The sequence below is a fragment of the Thiohalobacter sp. IOR34 genome (assembly GCF_030406045.1).
GTDB lineage: Bacteria > Pseudomonadota > Gammaproteobacteria > Thiohalobacterales > Thiohalobacteraceae.
Genome location: NZ_CP128988.1, coordinates 1,787,750 through 1,803,034, shown reverse-complemented (window position 1 = coordinate 1,803,034; position 15,285 = coordinate 1,787,750). Strand labels below are relative to the sequence as shown.

The following is a 15,285-nucleotide window of genomic DNA, read 5'->3' as shown; positions in this document are numbered from 1 at the left end:
GAGCAGGTCCGGCCCCAGGACACGGATGCGACCGGAGACCACCGACATGACCCAGGATTTCAGCAAGTACCGACTGGCCACCCGGGCCGTGCGCGCCGGGCAGCGACGGACCCGGGAGGGTGAACACGCCGAGCCGATCTTCACCACCTCGAGCTACGTGTTCGGCAGCGCGCAGGAGGCGGCGGCGCGCTTCGCCGGCGAGGTGCCCGGCAACATCTATTCCCGCTTCACCAATCCCACGGTGCGCACCTTCGAGGAGCGCCTCGCGGCGCTGGAGGGCGGGGCCTGCTGCGTGGCCACCGCCTCGGGCATGGCGGCGATCCTCGCCACCTGCCTGGGCCTGCTGAAGAGCGGCGACCATATCGTCTCCTCGCAGAGCATCTTCGGCAGCACCACGGTGCTGTTCGACAACTACCTCGGCAAGCTGGGCATCGATACCAGCTATGTGAGGCTGGACGATCCGGCTGCCTGGGAGGCGGCGATTCGTCCCGAGACCCGTCTCATGTTTCTGGAGACGCCCTCCAATCCGCTTACCACCCTGGGCGACATCGCTGCACTGGCCGAGCTGGCTCATGCCCACGACTGCCTGCTGGCGGTCGACAATTGCTTCTGCACCCCGGCGCTGCAACAGCCGCTGGCCCTGGGGGCGGACATCGTCATCCACTCCGCAACCAAGTACCTCGATGGCCAGGGACGTTGCATCGGCGGCGCCGTGGTGGGGGATGCCGAACGGGTGGGCGGGGATGTCTACGGCTTCCTGCGTACCGCCGGTCCGAGCATGAGTCCCTTCAATGCCTGGGTCTTCCTCAAGGGGCTGGAGACACTGGAGCTGCGCATGCGAGCCCACAGCGCCGCCGCTGCGCGCCTGGCGGCCTGGCTGGAGACCCATCCAGCGGTGGCCCGGGTCTACTATCCGGGGCTGGCCTCGCATCCGCAGCACGAGCTGGCCAGCCGCCAGCAATCGGGCTTTGGCGGCATCGTCAGTTTCGAGGTGGTCGGCGGTCAGGCCGCGGCCTGGCAGGTGATCGATGCCACCGAGCTGCTCTCGATCACCGCCAACCTGGGCGATGCCAAGACCACCATCACCCATCCGGCGAGCACCACCCATGGCCGGCTGAGCCCCGAGCAGCGGCAGGAGGCCGGTATCGGCGACGGCCTGATCCGGGTGGCGGTGGGTCTGGAGGATCCGCTCGACATCCAGGAAGACCTGGCACGCGGTCTGGATGCCCTGGGCTAGTAAGTATCCCCCGGCTCTGCCGGGTTAATAATATACGGGCCGCTAGAGGCCGCGGTCCCTGCCGTTGGGCGAGATCTTGCCGACGCCCCAGTGCTCGATGTCGTTGTAGGAGAAGGTGTGGTTGGGTTCCAGCCGCACCCCCGGCAGAACCCGTTCGATGTTGACGGTGCAGGTGCTCTCCTGCACGGCCTTGATCGGATCCTCGTTGTAGCGGGGCAGCAGCAGCAACTGCTCGACGGCCTGGCCATCGACCGACAGCCCCTGGCTGGCGGTCACCAGATAGTAGAAGGCTCCGTTGGCGCCCCGCAGCACGCCGCCGCCGGTGATATGCAGCGGGTTGTTGCCGTCGAACTCATAGGGTTCGTAGATCTCCAGCAGGTGGGTACGTTGTTCCATGACAACCCCCTTACGGACAGGCCTAGCCTCCCTGCAGCATGCACCAAAAAAAACCGGCCTGTCAAAAACCTTTCGTGGAATGCGCGTTCTGCCGCCCTGTCTGATCCTAGAATCTGGATGAGTTATATTTCCCATCATCATGATTGATAGATTTATATGAAGGGGCAGGAGAGATTCCGCCGACGGCTGCTGGAGATCTACGCGGCGGCGCTGGAGGCGGTCGGCGGGCGACGCTGCGTGGCCGCGGCCCTGGCCGGGCAAAGCTGGCGCGGCCGGCCCCGGCTGGTGGCTGTCGGCAAGGCCGCGGCGGCCATGGCCGAGGGTGCCCTGGAGTGTCTTGGCGAGGATCTCGCCGGCGGCCTCCTGATCGGCAAGGCCGGCCACCTGCCGTCGTATCCGCTGTCCGGGGTGCTGTGCCTGGAAGGCGGGCATCCGCTGCCGGACGCCGCCAGTCTGGAGGCCGGTCAGCGGCTGCTCGACTTTATCGACACGGCCCCGGCGGATACCCACTGGCTGTTCCTCATCTCCGGCGGCAGTTCCAGCCTGGTCGAGGTGTTGCCACCTGGTCTCGGCCTCACCGAGCTGCGGCGCTTCAACCAGTGGTTGCTCGCCAGCGGGCTGCCCATCGAGGTCATCAACCCCCTGCGGCGCCGGCTGTCTCTGATCAAGGGCGGTCGTCTGGCGAGGCGCCTGGGGGGCGCGCCGGCCGAGGTGCTGCTGATCTCCGATGTCCCCGGTGATCAGCCCGCGTTGATCGGTTCCGGTCCTCTGGCGCCGCCAGCGGCCGGGGAGGACGGTCTCCCGCAGGCTCTGCCCGATTGGCTGAGGCCCTGGCTGGACAGGGCGCCCCCCTCGCCCGCGGCGGACGATCCCTGTTTCCGGGATACCCGTCACCGGATCGTCGCCAACCTCGACCAGGCCCTGGAGGCAGCGGCGCGGGCCGCCTGCCAGGCGGGGCAGACGGTGCACCGGCACGCCTCCCGTCTGGCCGGTGAGGCCGAGGCTGTGGGAAGGGAACTGGCGCGGCGCCTCGCAGCCGCCGCGCCCGGCATCCATCTCTGGGGTGGCGAGGTCACGGTGACCCTGCCCCCCGCGCCGGGGCAGGGTGGCCGCTGCCAGCAGCTGGCGCTGGCCGCCGCGCGTGAGCTGGCCGGCCGGGACGATGTCTGGCTGCTGGCGGCGGGCAGCGATGGCGGCGACGGCCCGGGAGATGTGGCCGGCGCGCTGGTCGACGGCGCCACCCTGGCGCGCGGCCAGGCTGAGGGCCTGGATGCCGGGCTTGCGCTGGCGGGGGCCGATGCCGGCAGCTTCCTCGCCGCTGCCGGCGATCTGATCGATACCGGGCCGACCGGTACCAACGTCACCGACCTGGTGATTGCCTGCAAGCGGTCGCCGCAGCAAGGCGGCGATGAATGATGTGTCCTGGCACCGCTGCCCCTACAATAGCGGCATGAACGCACCGGCCGATGCACTGCAGTCCGACGATCTTTTCGATGCCGCGCGGGCCGCGCTGGCCGCCGGCGATGCCGAGCAGAAGTGCCGCCTGACCCTGGCGGCCTGGGAGGCGCTGGCTGCTGGCCGGCTGCGGCTGCGTCCCTCGCAGGCCGGTGCCAGTCTCGATGCGCCGGGACGGCCGCCGCGCCCCGAACTGGTCGCGCCGCGCGACCTGCCGCGGCGGCGCTTGAGCAGTGTCGCCGGTCGTGCTGCCCTGCTGCACGCCATCGCCCATATCGAGTTCAACGCCATCAACCTGGCCTGGGATGCGGTGTGCCGCTTCCCGGACATGCCCGAGGCCTTCTACCGCGACTGGGCCCGGGTGGCAGCGGAGGAGGCGACGCATTTCCGCTTGCTGCGCGAGCGGCTGCAGGCGCTGGACCACGACTACGGCGACTTTCCCGCTCACAACGGTCTCTGGCAGGCGGCCCTGGATACCCGTCACGATGTGTTGCTGCGCATGGCGCTGGTGCCGCGGGTGCTGGAGGCGCGCGGGCTGGATGTGACGCCGGGCATCATGCAGCGCCTGCGCCGGGCGGGGGACGAGGCCAGCGTGGCGGTGCTGGAGGTGATCCTGCGCGAGGAGATCGGCCATGTGGAGATCGGCAGCCGCTGGTTCCATTACTGCTGTCGCGAGCGTGGACTGCCACCGGCGGCCACCTTCCGCCGCCTGCTCGAGGCGCACATGGCAGGGCGCATCCGTGGTCCCTTCCACTACGAGGCACGGAGCCGGGCCGGGTTCACTGCCGAGGAACTGGCCCTGCTGGACGCACTGGATACGGCCGCTCACCCGGGAGAGGAAAGATGAGGAACATCGGCTGGTTGCCCGGCCTGCTGTTGCTGATGTCGCCGCCCCTGCTGGCGGCCGATTCGCTCCAGGCCATCAAGCTGATCTATCAGGAACAGGAGGAAGGGACGGCTGTCTACCCGGTGCGCATCCTGGTCACCCCCGGCTTTTTGCGCATCGACGAGGGGGAGGACGGCGGCGACTTCGTGCTCCTCGACCGTGCCAAACGGACTGTCTACAGCGTGGCGCAGGACAACGCTTCCATCCTGGTGATCCGTGATTCCGAGGTCGACGGGCGGCAGGCGCCGGCGATTGCCGTTGAACGGCAGGTGGAGACGGCAGCGCCGCGCATTGCCGGACGTGCCGTCTCCAGCGTGGCGGTGCGGGCCGGCGGTGAACTCTGCATGACGGCCTCGGTGGTGCCCGGTCTGCTGCCCGAGGCGGCGGCCGCGCTCGCCGAATACCAGCATGTGCTGGCGGCCCGCCAGTTCCGCGATCTGGAAATGACACCGTCGGCGCAGCGCACCCCCTGCTTCCTCGCCAACTATGTCTATGCCAATGCCCGCCACCTGGAACTGGGCCTGCCCGTGCAGGAACAGGTCCGCAACGGCCGCCGTCGCCTGCTGATGGATTTCGATGCCCGGGCCGAGGTCGACGCCGGGCTGTTCGAGCTGCCGCCCGGGCTGCAGCGGATCGAGCTGAGATAGCCGCTTCGTCCCGGTGCCCGCAGGGGGACGAGGGGTCAGGGCATGCCCGGGTTGCCCCCCTCCAGCGGCAGCGACTCCAGGCGGCAGCCGCCGGGGCCGCAGCGCAGCAGGCTGCCCTGTTCATACCAGTCGCCGAGCACCATGCGCGTCGCCGGCGCGCCGTCGAGCGCGAATTCGTGGATCGCCGGGCGGTGGGTATGGCCGTGGATCAGCCGACGCACGCCGTGTTCGCGCATCAGGCTGGCCACGGCCTGTGGATTGACGTCCATGATCTCCGCTTGCTTGACGGCGGTCTGCTCGCGGCTGGTCTCGCGCAGCCCGGCGGCAATGGCACGGCGTTCGGCCAGCGGCCGGGCAAGGAAGGCATGCTGCCAGTCGGGATCGCGCACCTGCTGCCGGAAACGCTGGTAGTCGAGGTCGTCGGTGCACAGGCTGTCGCCGTGCAGCAACAGGGTCGGCTCACCGTAGAGGTCGATCAGCGCCGGTTCGTTCAGGAGCTGACCGCCGCTGTCGCGTTCGAAGCCCTCGCCGAGCAGGAAGTCGCGGTTACCGCGCAGCAGGTAGAGGGGCACGCCCCGATCGCTGAGCGCCCGCAAGCGCTCGATCACCCGGCGTGCCTCCGGCTGATCCTCGTCATCGCCGATCCAGGCCTCGAACAGGTCACCGAGTATATACAGCGCCGCGCAGTCGACCGGGGTCAGGGCATCGACGAAGTTCTCGAACAGGGCGGTAACCGCCGGCCGCTGCGGATCCAGGTGCAGGTCGGCGATGAAGAGGGTATCGGCCAGATGCCCAGCCCGCATATTGCACGAAGGCGGCCTTGAAGGCGTAATTTTTCCGGTATTTATCAAGGCAGTAATTTCTTCTGCAAGCAATTGTGCCCTGTTACAGTTTGTGCCTATTCGAGTTCAGACCAAATCTGGCGTCGCATTTTGCCCGATCGCCCTTGAACCCTAGCTACGGCTATGCTTCTACGGGCGATCGAACAAACTGCTTGGCCAGATTCGCCCTGAAACTCGAATCCTTCGTGCAATATGCGGGCTAGTCCTCGACCGTGACCTTCTCGATGATCACGTCTTCCTGGGGCACGTCCTGGTGACCGCTGGGGTGGGTGCCGGTGGGCACGCCGGCGATGGCGTTCACCACCTCCATGCCCTCGACCACGCGGCCGAACACACAGTAGCCCCAGCCCTGCTGGGTGGGTGCGGTGAAGTTGAGGAAGTCGTTGTCCTTGAGGTTGATGAAGAACTGGGCGGTGGCCGAGTGCGGGTCGGGCGTGCGCGCCATGGCGATGGTGCCGGCGGCATTGCCCAGGCCGTTGTCCGCCTCGTTCTTGATCGGGGCACGGGTCGGCTTCTGCTGCATGCCGGGTTCGAAGCCGCCGCCCTGGATCATGAAGCCGGGGATGACCCGGTGGAACAGGGTGCCGTCATAGAAGCCGGCGCGGGCGTATTCCAGGAAATTGGCGACGGTCTCCGGGGCCTTGTCGGCGTCCAGTTCGAGGACGATTTCGCCCTTGTTGGTCTGCATGCGTACGGTCACGGTGGTGGCTCCTGTGGCTGGGGCGGCCCCGCTGCCACTCATGGCGGCGAGCAGGAAGAGGCCGAAAAGGGAAATGAGCAGTCTGTGCATGATGATCTCGATGCCGGCTGAAACAGGGCGCCATGATAGCGGTTTTGGTCCAGTGCTGTGAACCGGTATCCGGTGGGGCCGCTTTTGCCGTCCCCCGCATGCGTGTAAGATGCCGGCCGCATGAGCGCCGCCGAGACCAAAACCCGTTTCGCTCCCAGCCCGACGGGCGAGCTGCACCTCGGCAACCTGCGCACGGCCCTGTTCAACCTCCTGCTGGCGCGTCACGAGGCGGGCCGCTTCCTGCTGCGCATCGAGGACAGTGACCCCGAACGCTGCCGGTCGGAATACGCCGAGGCGCTGCAGGCGGATCTGCGCTGGCTGGGGCTCGACTGGGACGAAGGACCGGGGGTCGAGGGCGGGCATGGACCCTATTTCCAGTCGCAGCGGGCCGAGGTCTATGCCCGTTTCTTCACCACCCTCATCGAAGCCGATCTGGCCTATCCCTGCTTTTGCAGCGAGCAGGAACTGGCGGTGGCGCGCACCACCCAGCTGAACGCCGGTCGGCCGCCGCGCTATCCCGGTACCTGCGCCCGTCTCACCCCGGCGCAGCGCGAGGCGCGTCTGGCCGAGGGCCGGCAGCCGACGCTGCGCTTTCGCGTGCCGGCGGGGGAGGTGGTCGAGTTCGAGGATATGGTGCGCGGGCGGCAGCGCTTTCCCAGCGACGACATCGGCGATTTCATCATTCGCCGGGCCGATGGCAGTGCCGCCTTCTTCTTCGGCAATGCCGTGGACGATGCCCTGATGGGCGTGACTCATGTGCTGCGTGGCGAGGATCATCTAAGCAACACGCCACGCCAGCTGCTGCTGCTGCAGGCCCTGGGATTGCCGGCACCGCAGTACGGGCACATCGCCCTGATCGTCGGCGAGGACGGCGCGCCCCTGTCCAAGCGTCACGGCAGCCAGAGCCTGCGTGCCCTGCGTGAGAGCGGCTTCCTGCCGGCGGCGCTGCTCAATCACCTGGCGCGGCTCGGTCACACCTATGAGGGGGATCCCGGCTTCATGACCCTGGAGCAGCTGGCGACGGGGTTCTCCGTCGCCCGTCTGGGCCGGGCGCCGGCACGTCACGATCCGCGCCAGCTGCTGCACTGGCAGAAGGAGGCCATCGCCCATGCCGGCGATGCCGAGCTCTGGGACTGGCTGCAGGGGCGGCGTTTCGCCGACGGTGGTTCGATCGAGGAGCGGGTGCCGGCGGACCAGGCATTGGCCTTCGTCCACGCCATCCGCGACAATATCGAACTGCCGGTCGACGCCTATGTCTGGGCGGGCGACCTCTTTGCCGAAACCGAGCACTGGGACCCGGATGCGAAACAGGTGATCCGCGACGCCGGGGCTGCCTTCTACCGCACGGCGCTGGACTGCCTGGAGACGGCGGCTGACGATTTCCGTGCCTTCGGCCGCGCCCTCGGCAAGGCGGCCAGCGTCAAGGGCAAGGGGCTGTTCATGCCGCTGCGCGCCGCGCTGACCGGTGAGCTGCTCGATCCCGAGCGGGGCGGTATCTGGCGCAACGGTCCCGAACTCGGCCGGCTCTGGCCACTGCTCGGCCGGCCCCGCATCGAACGCCGCCTGCGCGCCGCGCTGGCACTCTGCGAATCCTGACCAGGTGACGACCATGCTGCAGATCTACAACAGCCTGACCCGCAAGAAAGAACCCTTCCAGCCCATCGAACCGGGCAAGGTGCGCATGTACGTCTGTGGCATGACCGTCTACGACTACTGCCACCTGGGCCACGCCCGGGTACTGGTGGTGTTCGACGTCATCGTCCGTCACCTGCGCGACATCGGCTACGAGGTGACCTATGTGCGCAACGTGACCGATATCGACGACAAGATCATCCGCCGCGCCAACGAGAACCACGAGCCCTTCGAGCAGCTCACCAGCCGCTTCATCGAGGCCATGCACGAGGACGCCGAGGCCCTCGGCGTGCTGCCCCCGGACATCGAGCCGCGGGCCACCGCCTGGATGGACGACATCATCGCCATGATCCAGACCCTGATCGACAAGGGTTATGCCTATGCCGCCGGCAACGGTGACGTCTACTACGACGTCAGCCGCTTCGAGCACTACGGCCAGCTGTCCGGCGAGCGGCTGGAGGATCTGCGTGCCGGGGCGCGCATCGAGGTGGACGAGGCCAAGCAGGATCCGCTGGACTTCGTGCTCTGGAAGGCGGCCAAGCCGGGCGAGCCGAGCTGGCCCTCGCCCTGGGGCGAGGGGCGCCCCGGCTGGCACATCGAGTGCTCGGCGATGTCCACCCGTTGTCTGGGTGAGTCCTTCGACATCCACGGCGGTGGCATGGACCTCAAGTTCCCGCATCACGAGAACGAGATCGCCCAGTCCGAGGCGGCCTGCGACTGCAAATTCGTCAACTACTGGATCCACAACGGCTTCATCCAGGTGGACGAAGAGAAGATGTCCAAGTCGCTGGGCAACTTCTTCACCGTGCGTGAAGTGCTGGCCCACTACCAGCCGGAGGTGGTGCGCTTCTTCATCCTCGCCAGCCATTACCGCAGTCCGCTGAACTACAGCGATGAGAACCTCGATCAGGCGCGCGGTGCACTGGAGCGGCTGTACACGGCGCTGCGTGATGCGCCCGCCGAGGGCGGGAGGGTGCAGGAAGCGGCCCTGGCGCGCTTCCACGAGCGGATGAACGACGATTTCAACACCCCGGAGGCGATTGCCCTGCTGTTCGAACTGGCGCGCGAGCTGAACCGGGCCAAGGCGGAGGATCCGGCGACGGCCGCCGATCTGGCTGCCACTCTGCGTCGTCTGGGCGGCGTGCTGGGCCTGCTGCAGGCGGCGCCGGAAGCCTTCCTGCGCGGCCAGCCGGCGGAGGCCGGGCTCGACGAGGCGGAGATCGAGAGGCTGATCGAGCAGCGCAATGCGGCGCGGGCGCGCAAGGACTGGGCCGAGTCCGACCGCATCCGCGACCTGCTGAAGGCACAGGGCATTCTGCTCGAGGACGGTCCCCAGGGCACCAGCTGGCGACGGGGCTAGCCGGCATATTGCACGAAGGCGGCCCGCATGATCGGCGTGCAGGCTGTTTTCGATTGACTCCGGGTATCGCGGCCTGGAGGCCGCTCCTACAAACACATTGTGCCGCCATGCCCTGTAGGAGCGGCCTCCCGGCCGCGATGGGGGTTCCGCCGGATCGCGGCCTGGCGACCGCTCCTGCAAACACATCGTGCCGCCATGCCCTGTAGGAGCGGCCTCCCGGCCGCGATGGGGGGTTCCGCTAGGTCTCCGGGTGCAGCTGTTCGGCGGCGAACAGGGTGTTCTCCAGCAGGGTGGCGACGGTCATCGGCCCGACCCCGCCCGGTACCGGGGTGATCCAGGCGGCGCGTGCCTGCGCGGCCGCGAATTCCACGTCACCCACCAGCCTGCCGGCCTCGGTGCGGTGGATGCCGACGTCGATCACCGTGGCCCCAGGCCGCACCCATTCCCCCTTCACCAGGCCCGGCTTGCCCGCGGCCACCACCAGGATCTCGGCGCGTCCGACGTGCTCGGCCAGGTCGCGGGTGAAGCGGTGGCAGACGGTGACCGTGCTGCCGGCCAGCAGCAGCTCCAGGCCCATTGGCCGGCCGACGTGGTTGGAGGCGCCGACCACCAGGGCCTCACGGCCATAGAAGCTCTCGCCGGTCTCCTGCAGCAGGGTGATCACGCCCTTGGGGGTGCAGGGACGGAGGACCGGGGCGCGCACCGCCAGCCGGCCGATGTTGTAGGGGTGGAAGCCGTCCACGTCCTTGTCCGGGCGGATGGCCTCGATGACCGTCTCCTGGTCGATGTGGGCCGGCAGGGGCAGCTGCACCAGGATGCCGTCGATGGCCAGGTCGGCGTTGAGCGTGGCGATCAGATCCAGCAGTTCCTGCTGGGTGGTCTCGGTGGGCAGATCGTAGGACTTGGAGAAGATGCCGGTCTCCTCGCAGGCGCGACGCTTGTTGCGCACATAGACCTCGGAGGCGGGGTCCTCCCCGACCAGGATGACGGCCAGTCCGGGGGGGCGCTGTCCGGCGGCCAGGCGGGCCGCGACCCGCTCCTGGATGCTGCTGCGCAGGCGGGCCGCGATCGCCTTGCCGTCAATCAGTTGTGCAGTCATGATGATCTGTATGATCCGTCGGGGTTCGTCTGTTCGGCCGGTCTGTTCGGCCGGGAGGCGGGCGCTGATTCTCGCATGCGTCCCCCTCGGCCACAAGCGGGCAATGGCCGGCGCTGCCCGCTACAGCCATTTGACGCTCCAGGGGGCAGCGCGTATTATCTGCGCCCTCGCCCCGCGTGCCCGGACGGTCCATGGACGGTCATCGAACGGGTGCCGGTGCACCGAACGCGGGGTATAGCGCAGTCTGGTAGCGCGCCTGCTTTGGGAGCAGGATGTCGGGGGTTCGAATCCCTCTACCCCGACCAGATACCTGGACCGGCGGCGGCGAGGCCGGCGCCGCAGCGGGGTTGTTCAGGTCCTCGCGCGAGTCCGATCCCGATCCTGGCGCCCGTAGCTCAACCGGATAGAGCATCGGCCTTCTAAGCCGAGGGTTGCAGGTTCGAGTCCTGCCGGGCGCGCCAAATCCGGCAGGGACGAGGCAGTTTCAATGGTGGGCGTAGCTCAGTTGGTAGAGCCCCGGATTGTGATTCCGGTCGTCGTGGGTTCGAGTCCCATCGTCCACCCCATACAGGCAGGTGTCGCCAGCAGGGCCGGGGCTGTTGAAACAGGCTCTGTTTTCTGGTGCAATAGCCGCCCTTCACTGGGCCGTTAGCTCAATTGGTAGAGCAGTTGACTCTTAATCAATTGGTTGTAGGTTCGAGTCCTACACGGCCCACCATTTCCCTTCCCCTTTTTTCCTTCCGTCATGCCGGGTTGCCAGCGCCCGGGGGCTACGCCTGCGCATATCAAATGGTTATAATGCGTCATTTACTGCCCCGGCTGCCGCGCTGCTCCGGGCCTGCGAAAGTGGCGGAATTGGTAGACGCGCTGGATTTAGGTTCCAGTGGGGCAACCCGTGAGAGTTCGAGTCTCTCCTTTCGCACCAATAACGAGGAATTGACGCCGTTCCCGCGCTGCAGGGGCGGCCTTGAACGCAGTCTACAACGGCATTACCTGACTTTTTCCATTAACTGATCCCGGATCCCGAAGGCGGTGGTGTTGCGGCGAATGCCGTCCCCAGGGATGGACAGGGTGTTGAACGAGGTGAATCCATGCAAGTTTCCGTCGAAAACACGGGGCCGCTCGAGCGTCGCATGACCGTGCAGCTGCCGGCCGAGCAGGTCGATCAGGAGATCGATAACCGTCTCAAGTCGCTGGCACGCACCGCGCGGCTGGACGGTTTCCGTCCCGGCAAGGTGCCGATGCGGGTCATCAAGCAGCGCTTCGGCAGGCAGGTGGAGCAGGAAGTGGCCAATGAGCTGATCGGCTCCAGCTTCCAGGAGGCCCTCAGTCAGCAGAACCTGCGCCCCGCGGGTGGGCCGCGTTTCGAACCCGGTGAGATCCAGGCCGGGCAGGGCCTGGAATACGTGGCCATCTTCGAGGTCTACCCGGAATTCGAACCGGCTGGCCTGGAAGGGGTCGAAATCGAGAAGCCGGCCGTCGAGGTGAGCGAGGCCGATGTCGATGCCATGATCGACAAGCTGCGCCAGCAACGGGCCAGTTGGGAGTCGGTCGAGCGTCCCGCCAAGGAGGGTGACCAGGTGACGGTCGACTTCAAGGGCACCATCGAGGGTGAGCCCTTCGAGGGCGGCGAGGGCAGCGGCATGCAGGTCGAGATCGGTTCCGGCCGCATGATCGATGGCTTCGAGGAGGGTCTGGTCGGAGCCAAGGCGGGTGATGAGCTGACCCTGGATCTGAAGTTTCCGGAGGACTATGGCAAGTCGGAGCTGGCCGGCAAACCGGTACAGTTCGCCGTCAAGGTCACCCAGGTTGCCGAGCCGAAGCTGCCGGAGGTGGACGAGGACTTCGCCCGTTCGCTGGGCATCGAGGACGGCAGCGTGGAATCCCTGCGCAGCGAGATTCAGCGCAACATGCAGCGCGAGCTGGATGCGGCGCTGAAGGCGGTGGTCAAGGACCGGGCCTTCGAGGCGCTGCTGGCCGCTAATGAAATCGAGGTTCCGGCCGCTCTGGTCGACGAAGAGATCCAGCGGCTGAGCGAGGAGATGCATCAGCAGCTCGGCGGCAACAGCCAGGGGCTCAATCTGCCGGGCAGCCTGTTCGAGGACAAGGCGCGCCGCCGCGTGACCCTGGGCCTGATCATCGGCGAGATCGTCAAGCGCAACGGCATCCAGGTCGATCCGGAGCGGGTGCGCAGCACGGTGGAGAACATCGCCGCCAGCTACGAGAAGCCGGAGGAAGTGGTCAGGTGGTACTATGAGAACCAGGAGGCGCTGGCCAGCGCGCAGACCCTGGTACTCGAGGAACAGGTCGTGGAGTGGATCCTCGGTCAGGCCAAGGTGAGCGAAAAACCCTGCAGTTTCGATGAGTTGATCGAGATGCGTCAGGCTGCCAACAGTTAAAGAACAGAGGTGTGTTGACCGATATGAGAGACAACGGCGGGGCAATGGATACGCAGGCACTGAATCTGGTGCCGATGGTGATCGAGCAGACGGCGCGGGGTGAACGGGCCTACGACATCTACTCCCGTCTGCTCAAGGAACGGGTGGTGTTCGTCGTTGGCCCGGTCGAGGATTACATGGCCAACGTGGTGGTGGCGCAGCTGCTGTTTCTCGAGTCGGAGAATCCGGACAAGGACATCCACGTGTACATCAATTCTCCGGGAGGGTCGGTTTCGGCAGGGCTGGCGATCTACGACACCATGCAGTTCATCAAGCCGGACATCAGCACCATGTGCATCGGCCAGGCGGCCAGCATGGGTGCCATCCTGCTGGCCGGTGGCGCGCACGGCAAGCGCTACTGCCTGCCGCACTCGCGGGTGATGATCCATCAGCCGCTGGGCGGTTTTCAGGGACAGGCCACGGACATCGACATCCACGCCAAGGAGATCCTGCTGGTCAGGGAACGCCTCAACCGGATCCTGTCCAGGCACACGGGCCAGCCGATGGAGACGATCGAGAAGGACACGGACCGCGACAACTTCATGAGCGCCGAACAGGCACGCGACTACGGCCTGATCGACACGGTGCTCAGCTCGCGCAAGGCGGAGGCCTAGCCCGCATATTGCACGAAGGATTCGAGTTTCAGGGCGAATCTGGCCAAGCAGTTTGTGCGATCGCCCGCCGAAGCATGGCCGTCGCTATGGTTCAAGGGAGATCGAGCGGAATGCGACGCCAGATTTGGTCTGAACTCGAATAGGCACAAACCGTAACAGGACACAATTGCTCGCATAGGGAATTACTGCCTTGATAAATACCGAAAAATTGCGCTTTCAAGGCCGCCTTCGTGCAATATGCGGGCTAGTCGGCGGCAGGGGCAAAAACCCACAGGGACACTCGGGTATTGCTTGTCTGGGGAGGGAAAGCGTAGTTGAATGGACAGCAAGGTCGGGCCGGGCATGTCCCCGCGCACCGCGAGGCAACAGTTCTAGGGTCCGGCAGGGCGGATGAGTAGGGGATTGGCTATATGAGCAACGATCGAAACGGCAAGGGCGAGGACGGGAAGCTGCTGTACTGCTCTTTCTGTGGCAAGAGCCAGCACGAGGTGCGCAAGCTGATTGCCGGCCCCTCGGTATTCATCTGCGACGAATGCGTCGAACTCTGCAACGACATCATCCGCGAGGAGATGCAGGAAAAGGCCTCGGCCGAGGGCAACAAGCTGCCCAAGCCGAAGGAGATCAACGCGGTACTGGACGAGTACGTCATCGGCCAGGAGCGCGCCAAGAAGGTGCTCTCGGTGGCCGTCTACAACCACTACAAGCGCCTCGAGGCCCGCGGCCGCAAGGACGAGGTGGAGCTGTCGAAGAGCAACATCCTGCTGATCGGTCCCACCGGCTCCGGCAAGACCCTGCTGGCCGAGACCCTGGCGCGGCTGCTCAACGTGCCCTTCACCATTGCCGATGCCACCACCCTGACCGAGGCAGGTTATGTCGGTGAGGACGTCGAGAACATCATCCAGAAGCTGCTGCAGAAGTGCGACTACGATGTCGACAAGGCGCAGACCGGTATCGTCTACATCGACGAGATCGACAAGATCTCCCGCAAGTCGGACAACCCCTCGATCACCCGTGACGTGTCGGGCGAGGGCGTGCAGCAGGCCCTGCTCAAGCTGATCGAGGGCACCGTGGCCTCGGTCCCGCCGCAGGGCGGCCGCAAGCATCCGCAGCAGGAGTTCCTGCAGGTCGATACCAGCAACATCCTGTTCATCTGCGGCGGCGCCTTCGCCGGCCTGGACAAGATCATCCGCGGCCGTTCCGAGAAGGGCGGCATCGGCTTCTCTGCCGAGGTGAAGAGCAAGGACGACGAGAAGAGCGTCGGCGAGGTGCTGTATGACGTGGAGCCGGAGGATCTGATCCGCTACGGGCTGATCCCCGAGTTCGTCGGCCGCCTGCCGGTGGTGGCGACCCTGGAGGAGCTCGACGAGGACGCCCTGGTAACCATCCTCACCGAGCCCAAGAACGCCATCACCAAGCAGTATGCCAAGCTGTTCGACATGGAAGGCTGCGAGATCGAGTTCCGCGAGGATGCCCTGCGGGCCGTGGCGCGCAAGGCGATGGAGCGCAAGACCGGTGCCCGTGGCCTGCGTACCATCCTCGAGCACGTGCTGCTCGATACCATGTACGACCTGCCCTCCATGGAGGATGTCAGCAAGGTTGTCGTGGATGAAAGTGTAATCACTGGAGAATCAAAGCCTTATATCGTCTTTGATGCGGCCGAGAAGCGCGTCGCCTCCGATTGATACCCACCGGCCCGGCGTATGCCGGGCCCGTCCTCCCGGCTTGTTTCCCCTCCCCTCCCTTGGCGTGGAAATTGCCTGTTTTTCTGGGTAGCCAACATTGAAACGGGATCTTGGCGCCCCTATATAGCCTCGACAGTGACGGACAGAATCTCCGTCAGCGCGGTCCGCCAAGGGCTGTGAATCGAATCAACCGCTGTGAGGATCTCC

The 15,285-nt window shown here is 66.3% G+C and carries 13 protein-coding genes and 5 tRNA genes; 14 read left to right on the top strand and 4 right to left on the bottom strand.

Annotated elements, in window-relative coordinates:
- The first annotated feature begins 25 nt into the window (after positions 1-25).
- Complete coding sequence (locus tag QVG61_RS08280) at positions 26-1,237, top strand: O-succinylhomoserine sulfhydrylase (protein WP_354671153.1); 1,212 nt, start codon at positions 26-28, stop codon at positions 1,235-1,237.
- A gap of 42 nt (positions 1,238-1,279) precedes the next feature.
- Here the strand turns inward: QVG61_RS08280 and QVG61_RS08275 are convergent, their stop codons facing one another.
- Positions 1,280-1,633 carry a hypothetical protein gene (locus QVG61_RS08275; RefSeq protein ID WP_289930166.1) on the bottom strand — a complete coding sequence of 118 codons (354 nt, stop codon included), beginning with the start codon at positions 1,631-1,633 and terminating at the stop codon, positions 1,280-1,282.
- A 156-nt stretch (positions 1,634-1,789) separates the two neighbouring features.
- Between QVG61_RS08275 and QVG61_RS08270 the strand changes: the two genes are divergently transcribed.
- The 3 genes from QVG61_RS08270 to QVG61_RS08260 are packed head-to-tail and all read left to right on the top strand — an operon-like array spanning position 1,790 to position 4,621.
- Positions 1,790-3,049 (top strand): DUF4147 domain-containing protein, encoded by a 1,260-nt coding sequence (locus QVG61_RS08270; RefSeq protein ID WP_289930165.1) that lies wholly within the window; start codon positions 1,790-1,792, stop codon positions 3,047-3,049.
- 34 nt (positions 3,050-3,083) lie between these two features.
- Positions 3,084-3,935, top strand: a complete 852-nt coding sequence (locus tag QVG61_RS08265; RefSeq protein ID WP_289930164.1) for a ferritin-like domain-containing protein — start codon at positions 3,084-3,086, stop codon at positions 3,933-3,935.
- Positions 3,932-4,621 (top strand): hypothetical protein, encoded by a 690-nt coding sequence (locus QVG61_RS08260; RefSeq protein WP_289930163.1) that lies wholly within the window; start codon positions 3,932-3,934, stop codon positions 4,619-4,621. Before QVG61_RS08265 ends, QVG61_RS08260 begins: the two co-directional genes overlap by 4 nt.
- A gap of 35 nt (positions 4,622-4,656) precedes the next feature.
- On the opposite strand, the gene QVG61_RS08255 is transcribed toward QVG61_RS08260, so the two are convergent.
- The gene (locus tag QVG61_RS08255) at positions 4,657-5,424 is read right to left on the bottom strand and encodes a UDP-2,3-diacylglucosamine diphosphatase (RefSeq protein WP_289930162.1); all 768 of its coding nucleotides are present in this window, start codon (positions 5,422-5,424) and stop codon (positions 4,657-4,659) included.
- 238 nt (positions 5,425-5,662) lie between these two features.
- Complete coding sequence (locus QVG61_RS08250; protein ID WP_354671216.1) at positions 5,663-6,205, bottom strand: peptidylprolyl isomerase; 543 nt, start codon at positions 6,203-6,205, stop codon at positions 5,663-5,665.
- Positions 6,206-6,373: 168 nt separating this feature from the next.
- On the opposite strand from QVG61_RS08250, the gene gltX reads away from it, so the two are divergent.
- Together gltX and cysS are read left to right on the top strand one after the other, a co-directional pair.
- A complete protein-coding gene (gene gltX, locus QVG61_RS08245; RefSeq protein ID WP_289930160.1) occupies positions 6,374-7,849 on the top strand; it encodes a glutamate--tRNA ligase in 1,476 nt (491 codons plus the stop codon).
- A gap of 13 nt (positions 7,850-7,862) precedes the next feature.
- Positions 7,863-9,245, top strand: coding sequence for a cysteine--tRNA ligase (cysS, locus tag QVG61_RS08240; protein WP_289930158.1), 1,383 nt, complete (start codon positions 7,863-7,865; stop codon positions 9,243-9,245).
- 238 nt (positions 9,246-9,483) lie between these two features.
- On the opposite strand, the gene folD is transcribed toward cysS, so the two are convergent.
- Positions 9,484-10,344 (bottom strand): bifunctional methylenetetrahydrofolate dehydrogenase/methenyltetrahydrofolate cyclohydrolase FolD, encoded by an 861-nt coding sequence (folD, locus tag QVG61_RS08235; RefSeq protein ID WP_289930157.1) that lies wholly within the window; start codon positions 10,342-10,344, stop codon positions 9,484-9,486.
- A gap of 228 nt (positions 10,345-10,572) precedes the next feature.
- Between folD and QVG61_RS08230 the strand changes: the two genes are divergently transcribed.
- From QVG61_RS08230 to clpX, 8 genes are all read left to right on the top strand, one after another.
- Positions 10,573-10,649: transfer RNA gene (locus tag QVG61_RS08230), tRNA-Pro, on the top strand.
- A gap of 79 nt (positions 10,650-10,728) precedes the next feature.
- A tRNA-Arg gene (locus QVG61_RS08225) sits at positions 10,729-10,805 on the top strand.
- A gap of 29 nt (positions 10,806-10,834) precedes the next feature.
- Positions 10,835-10,910 (top strand) — tRNA-His (locus QVG61_RS08220).
- A 76-nt stretch (positions 10,911-10,986) separates the two neighbouring features.
- A tRNA-Lys gene (locus QVG61_RS08215) sits at positions 10,987-11,062 on the top strand.
- Positions 11,063-11,184: 122 nt separating this feature from the next.
- A tRNA-Leu gene (locus QVG61_RS08210) sits at positions 11,185-11,269 on the top strand.
- Positions 11,270-11,435: 166 nt separating this feature from the next.
- The gene (tig, locus tag QVG61_RS08205) at positions 11,436-12,743 is read left to right on the top strand and encodes a trigger factor (protein ID WP_289930156.1); all 1,308 of its coding nucleotides are present in this window, start codon (positions 11,436-11,438) and stop codon (positions 12,741-12,743) included.
- A 44-nt stretch (positions 12,744-12,787) separates the two neighbouring features.
- The gene (gene clpP, locus QVG61_RS08200) at positions 12,788-13,396 is read left to right on the top strand and encodes an ATP-dependent Clp endopeptidase proteolytic subunit ClpP (protein WP_289930155.1); all 609 of its coding nucleotides are present in this window, start codon (positions 12,788-12,790) and stop codon (positions 13,394-13,396) included.
- Between the two features lie 410 nt (positions 13,397-13,806).
- Positions 13,807-15,078 carry an ATP-dependent Clp protease ATP-binding subunit ClpX gene (clpX, locus tag QVG61_RS08195; RefSeq protein ID WP_289930154.1) on the top strand — a complete coding sequence of 424 codons (1,272 nt, stop codon included), beginning with the start codon at positions 13,807-13,809 and terminating at the stop codon, positions 15,076-15,078.
- The last annotated feature ends 207 nt before the right edge of the window (positions 15,079-15,285 follow it).

Bases quoted from the DNA above. Each gene is read 5' to 3' on its own strand.
- QVG61_RS08280 (WP_354671153.1), top strand. From the start codon at position 26: ATGCGACCGGAGACCACCGACATGACCCAGGATTTCAGCAAGTACCGA.
- gltX (WP_289930160.1), top strand. From the start codon at position 6,374: ATGAGCGCCGCCGAGACCAAAACCCGTTTCGCTCCCAGCCCGACGGGC.
- QVG61_RS08250 (WP_354671216.1), bottom strand. From the start codon at position 6,205: ATGAGTGGCAGCGGGGCCGCCCCAGCCACAGGAGCCACCACCGTGACC.
- cysS (WP_289930158.1), top strand. From the start codon at position 7,863: ATGCTGCAGATCTACAACAGCCTGACCCGCAAGAAAGAACCCTTCCAG.
- clpX (WP_289930154.1), top strand. From the start codon at position 13,807: ATGAGCAACGATCGAAACGGCAAGGGCGAGGACGGGAAGCTGCTGTAC.
- folD (WP_289930157.1), bottom strand. From the start codon at position 10,344: ATGACTGCACAACTGATTGACGGCAAGGCGATCGCGGCCCGCCTGCGC.
- QVG61_RS08270 (WP_289930165.1), top strand. From the start codon at position 1,790: ATGAAGGGGCAGGAGAGATTCCGCCGACGGCTGCTGGAGATCTACGCG.
- QVG61_RS08260 (WP_289930163.1), top strand. From the start codon at position 3,932: ATGAGGAACATCGGCTGGTTGCCCGGCCTGCTGTTGCTGATGTCGCCG.
- QVG61_RS08265 (WP_289930164.1), top strand. From the start codon at position 3,084: ATGAACGCACCGGCCGATGCACTGCAGTCCGACGATCTTTTCGATGCC.
- QVG61_RS08275 (WP_289930166.1), bottom strand. From the start codon at position 1,633: ATGGAACAACGTACCCACCTGCTGGAGATCTACGAACCCTATGAGTTC.
- clpP (WP_289930155.1), top strand. From the start codon at position 12,788: ATGGATACGCAGGCACTGAATCTGGTGCCGATGGTGATCGAGCAGACG.
- tig (WP_289930156.1), top strand. From the start codon at position 11,436: ATGCAAGTTTCCGTCGAAAACACGGGGCCGCTCGAGCGTCGCATGACC.
- QVG61_RS08255 (WP_289930162.1), bottom strand. From the start codon at position 5,424: ATGCGGGCTGGGCATCTGGCCGATACCCTCTTCATCGCCGACCTGCAC.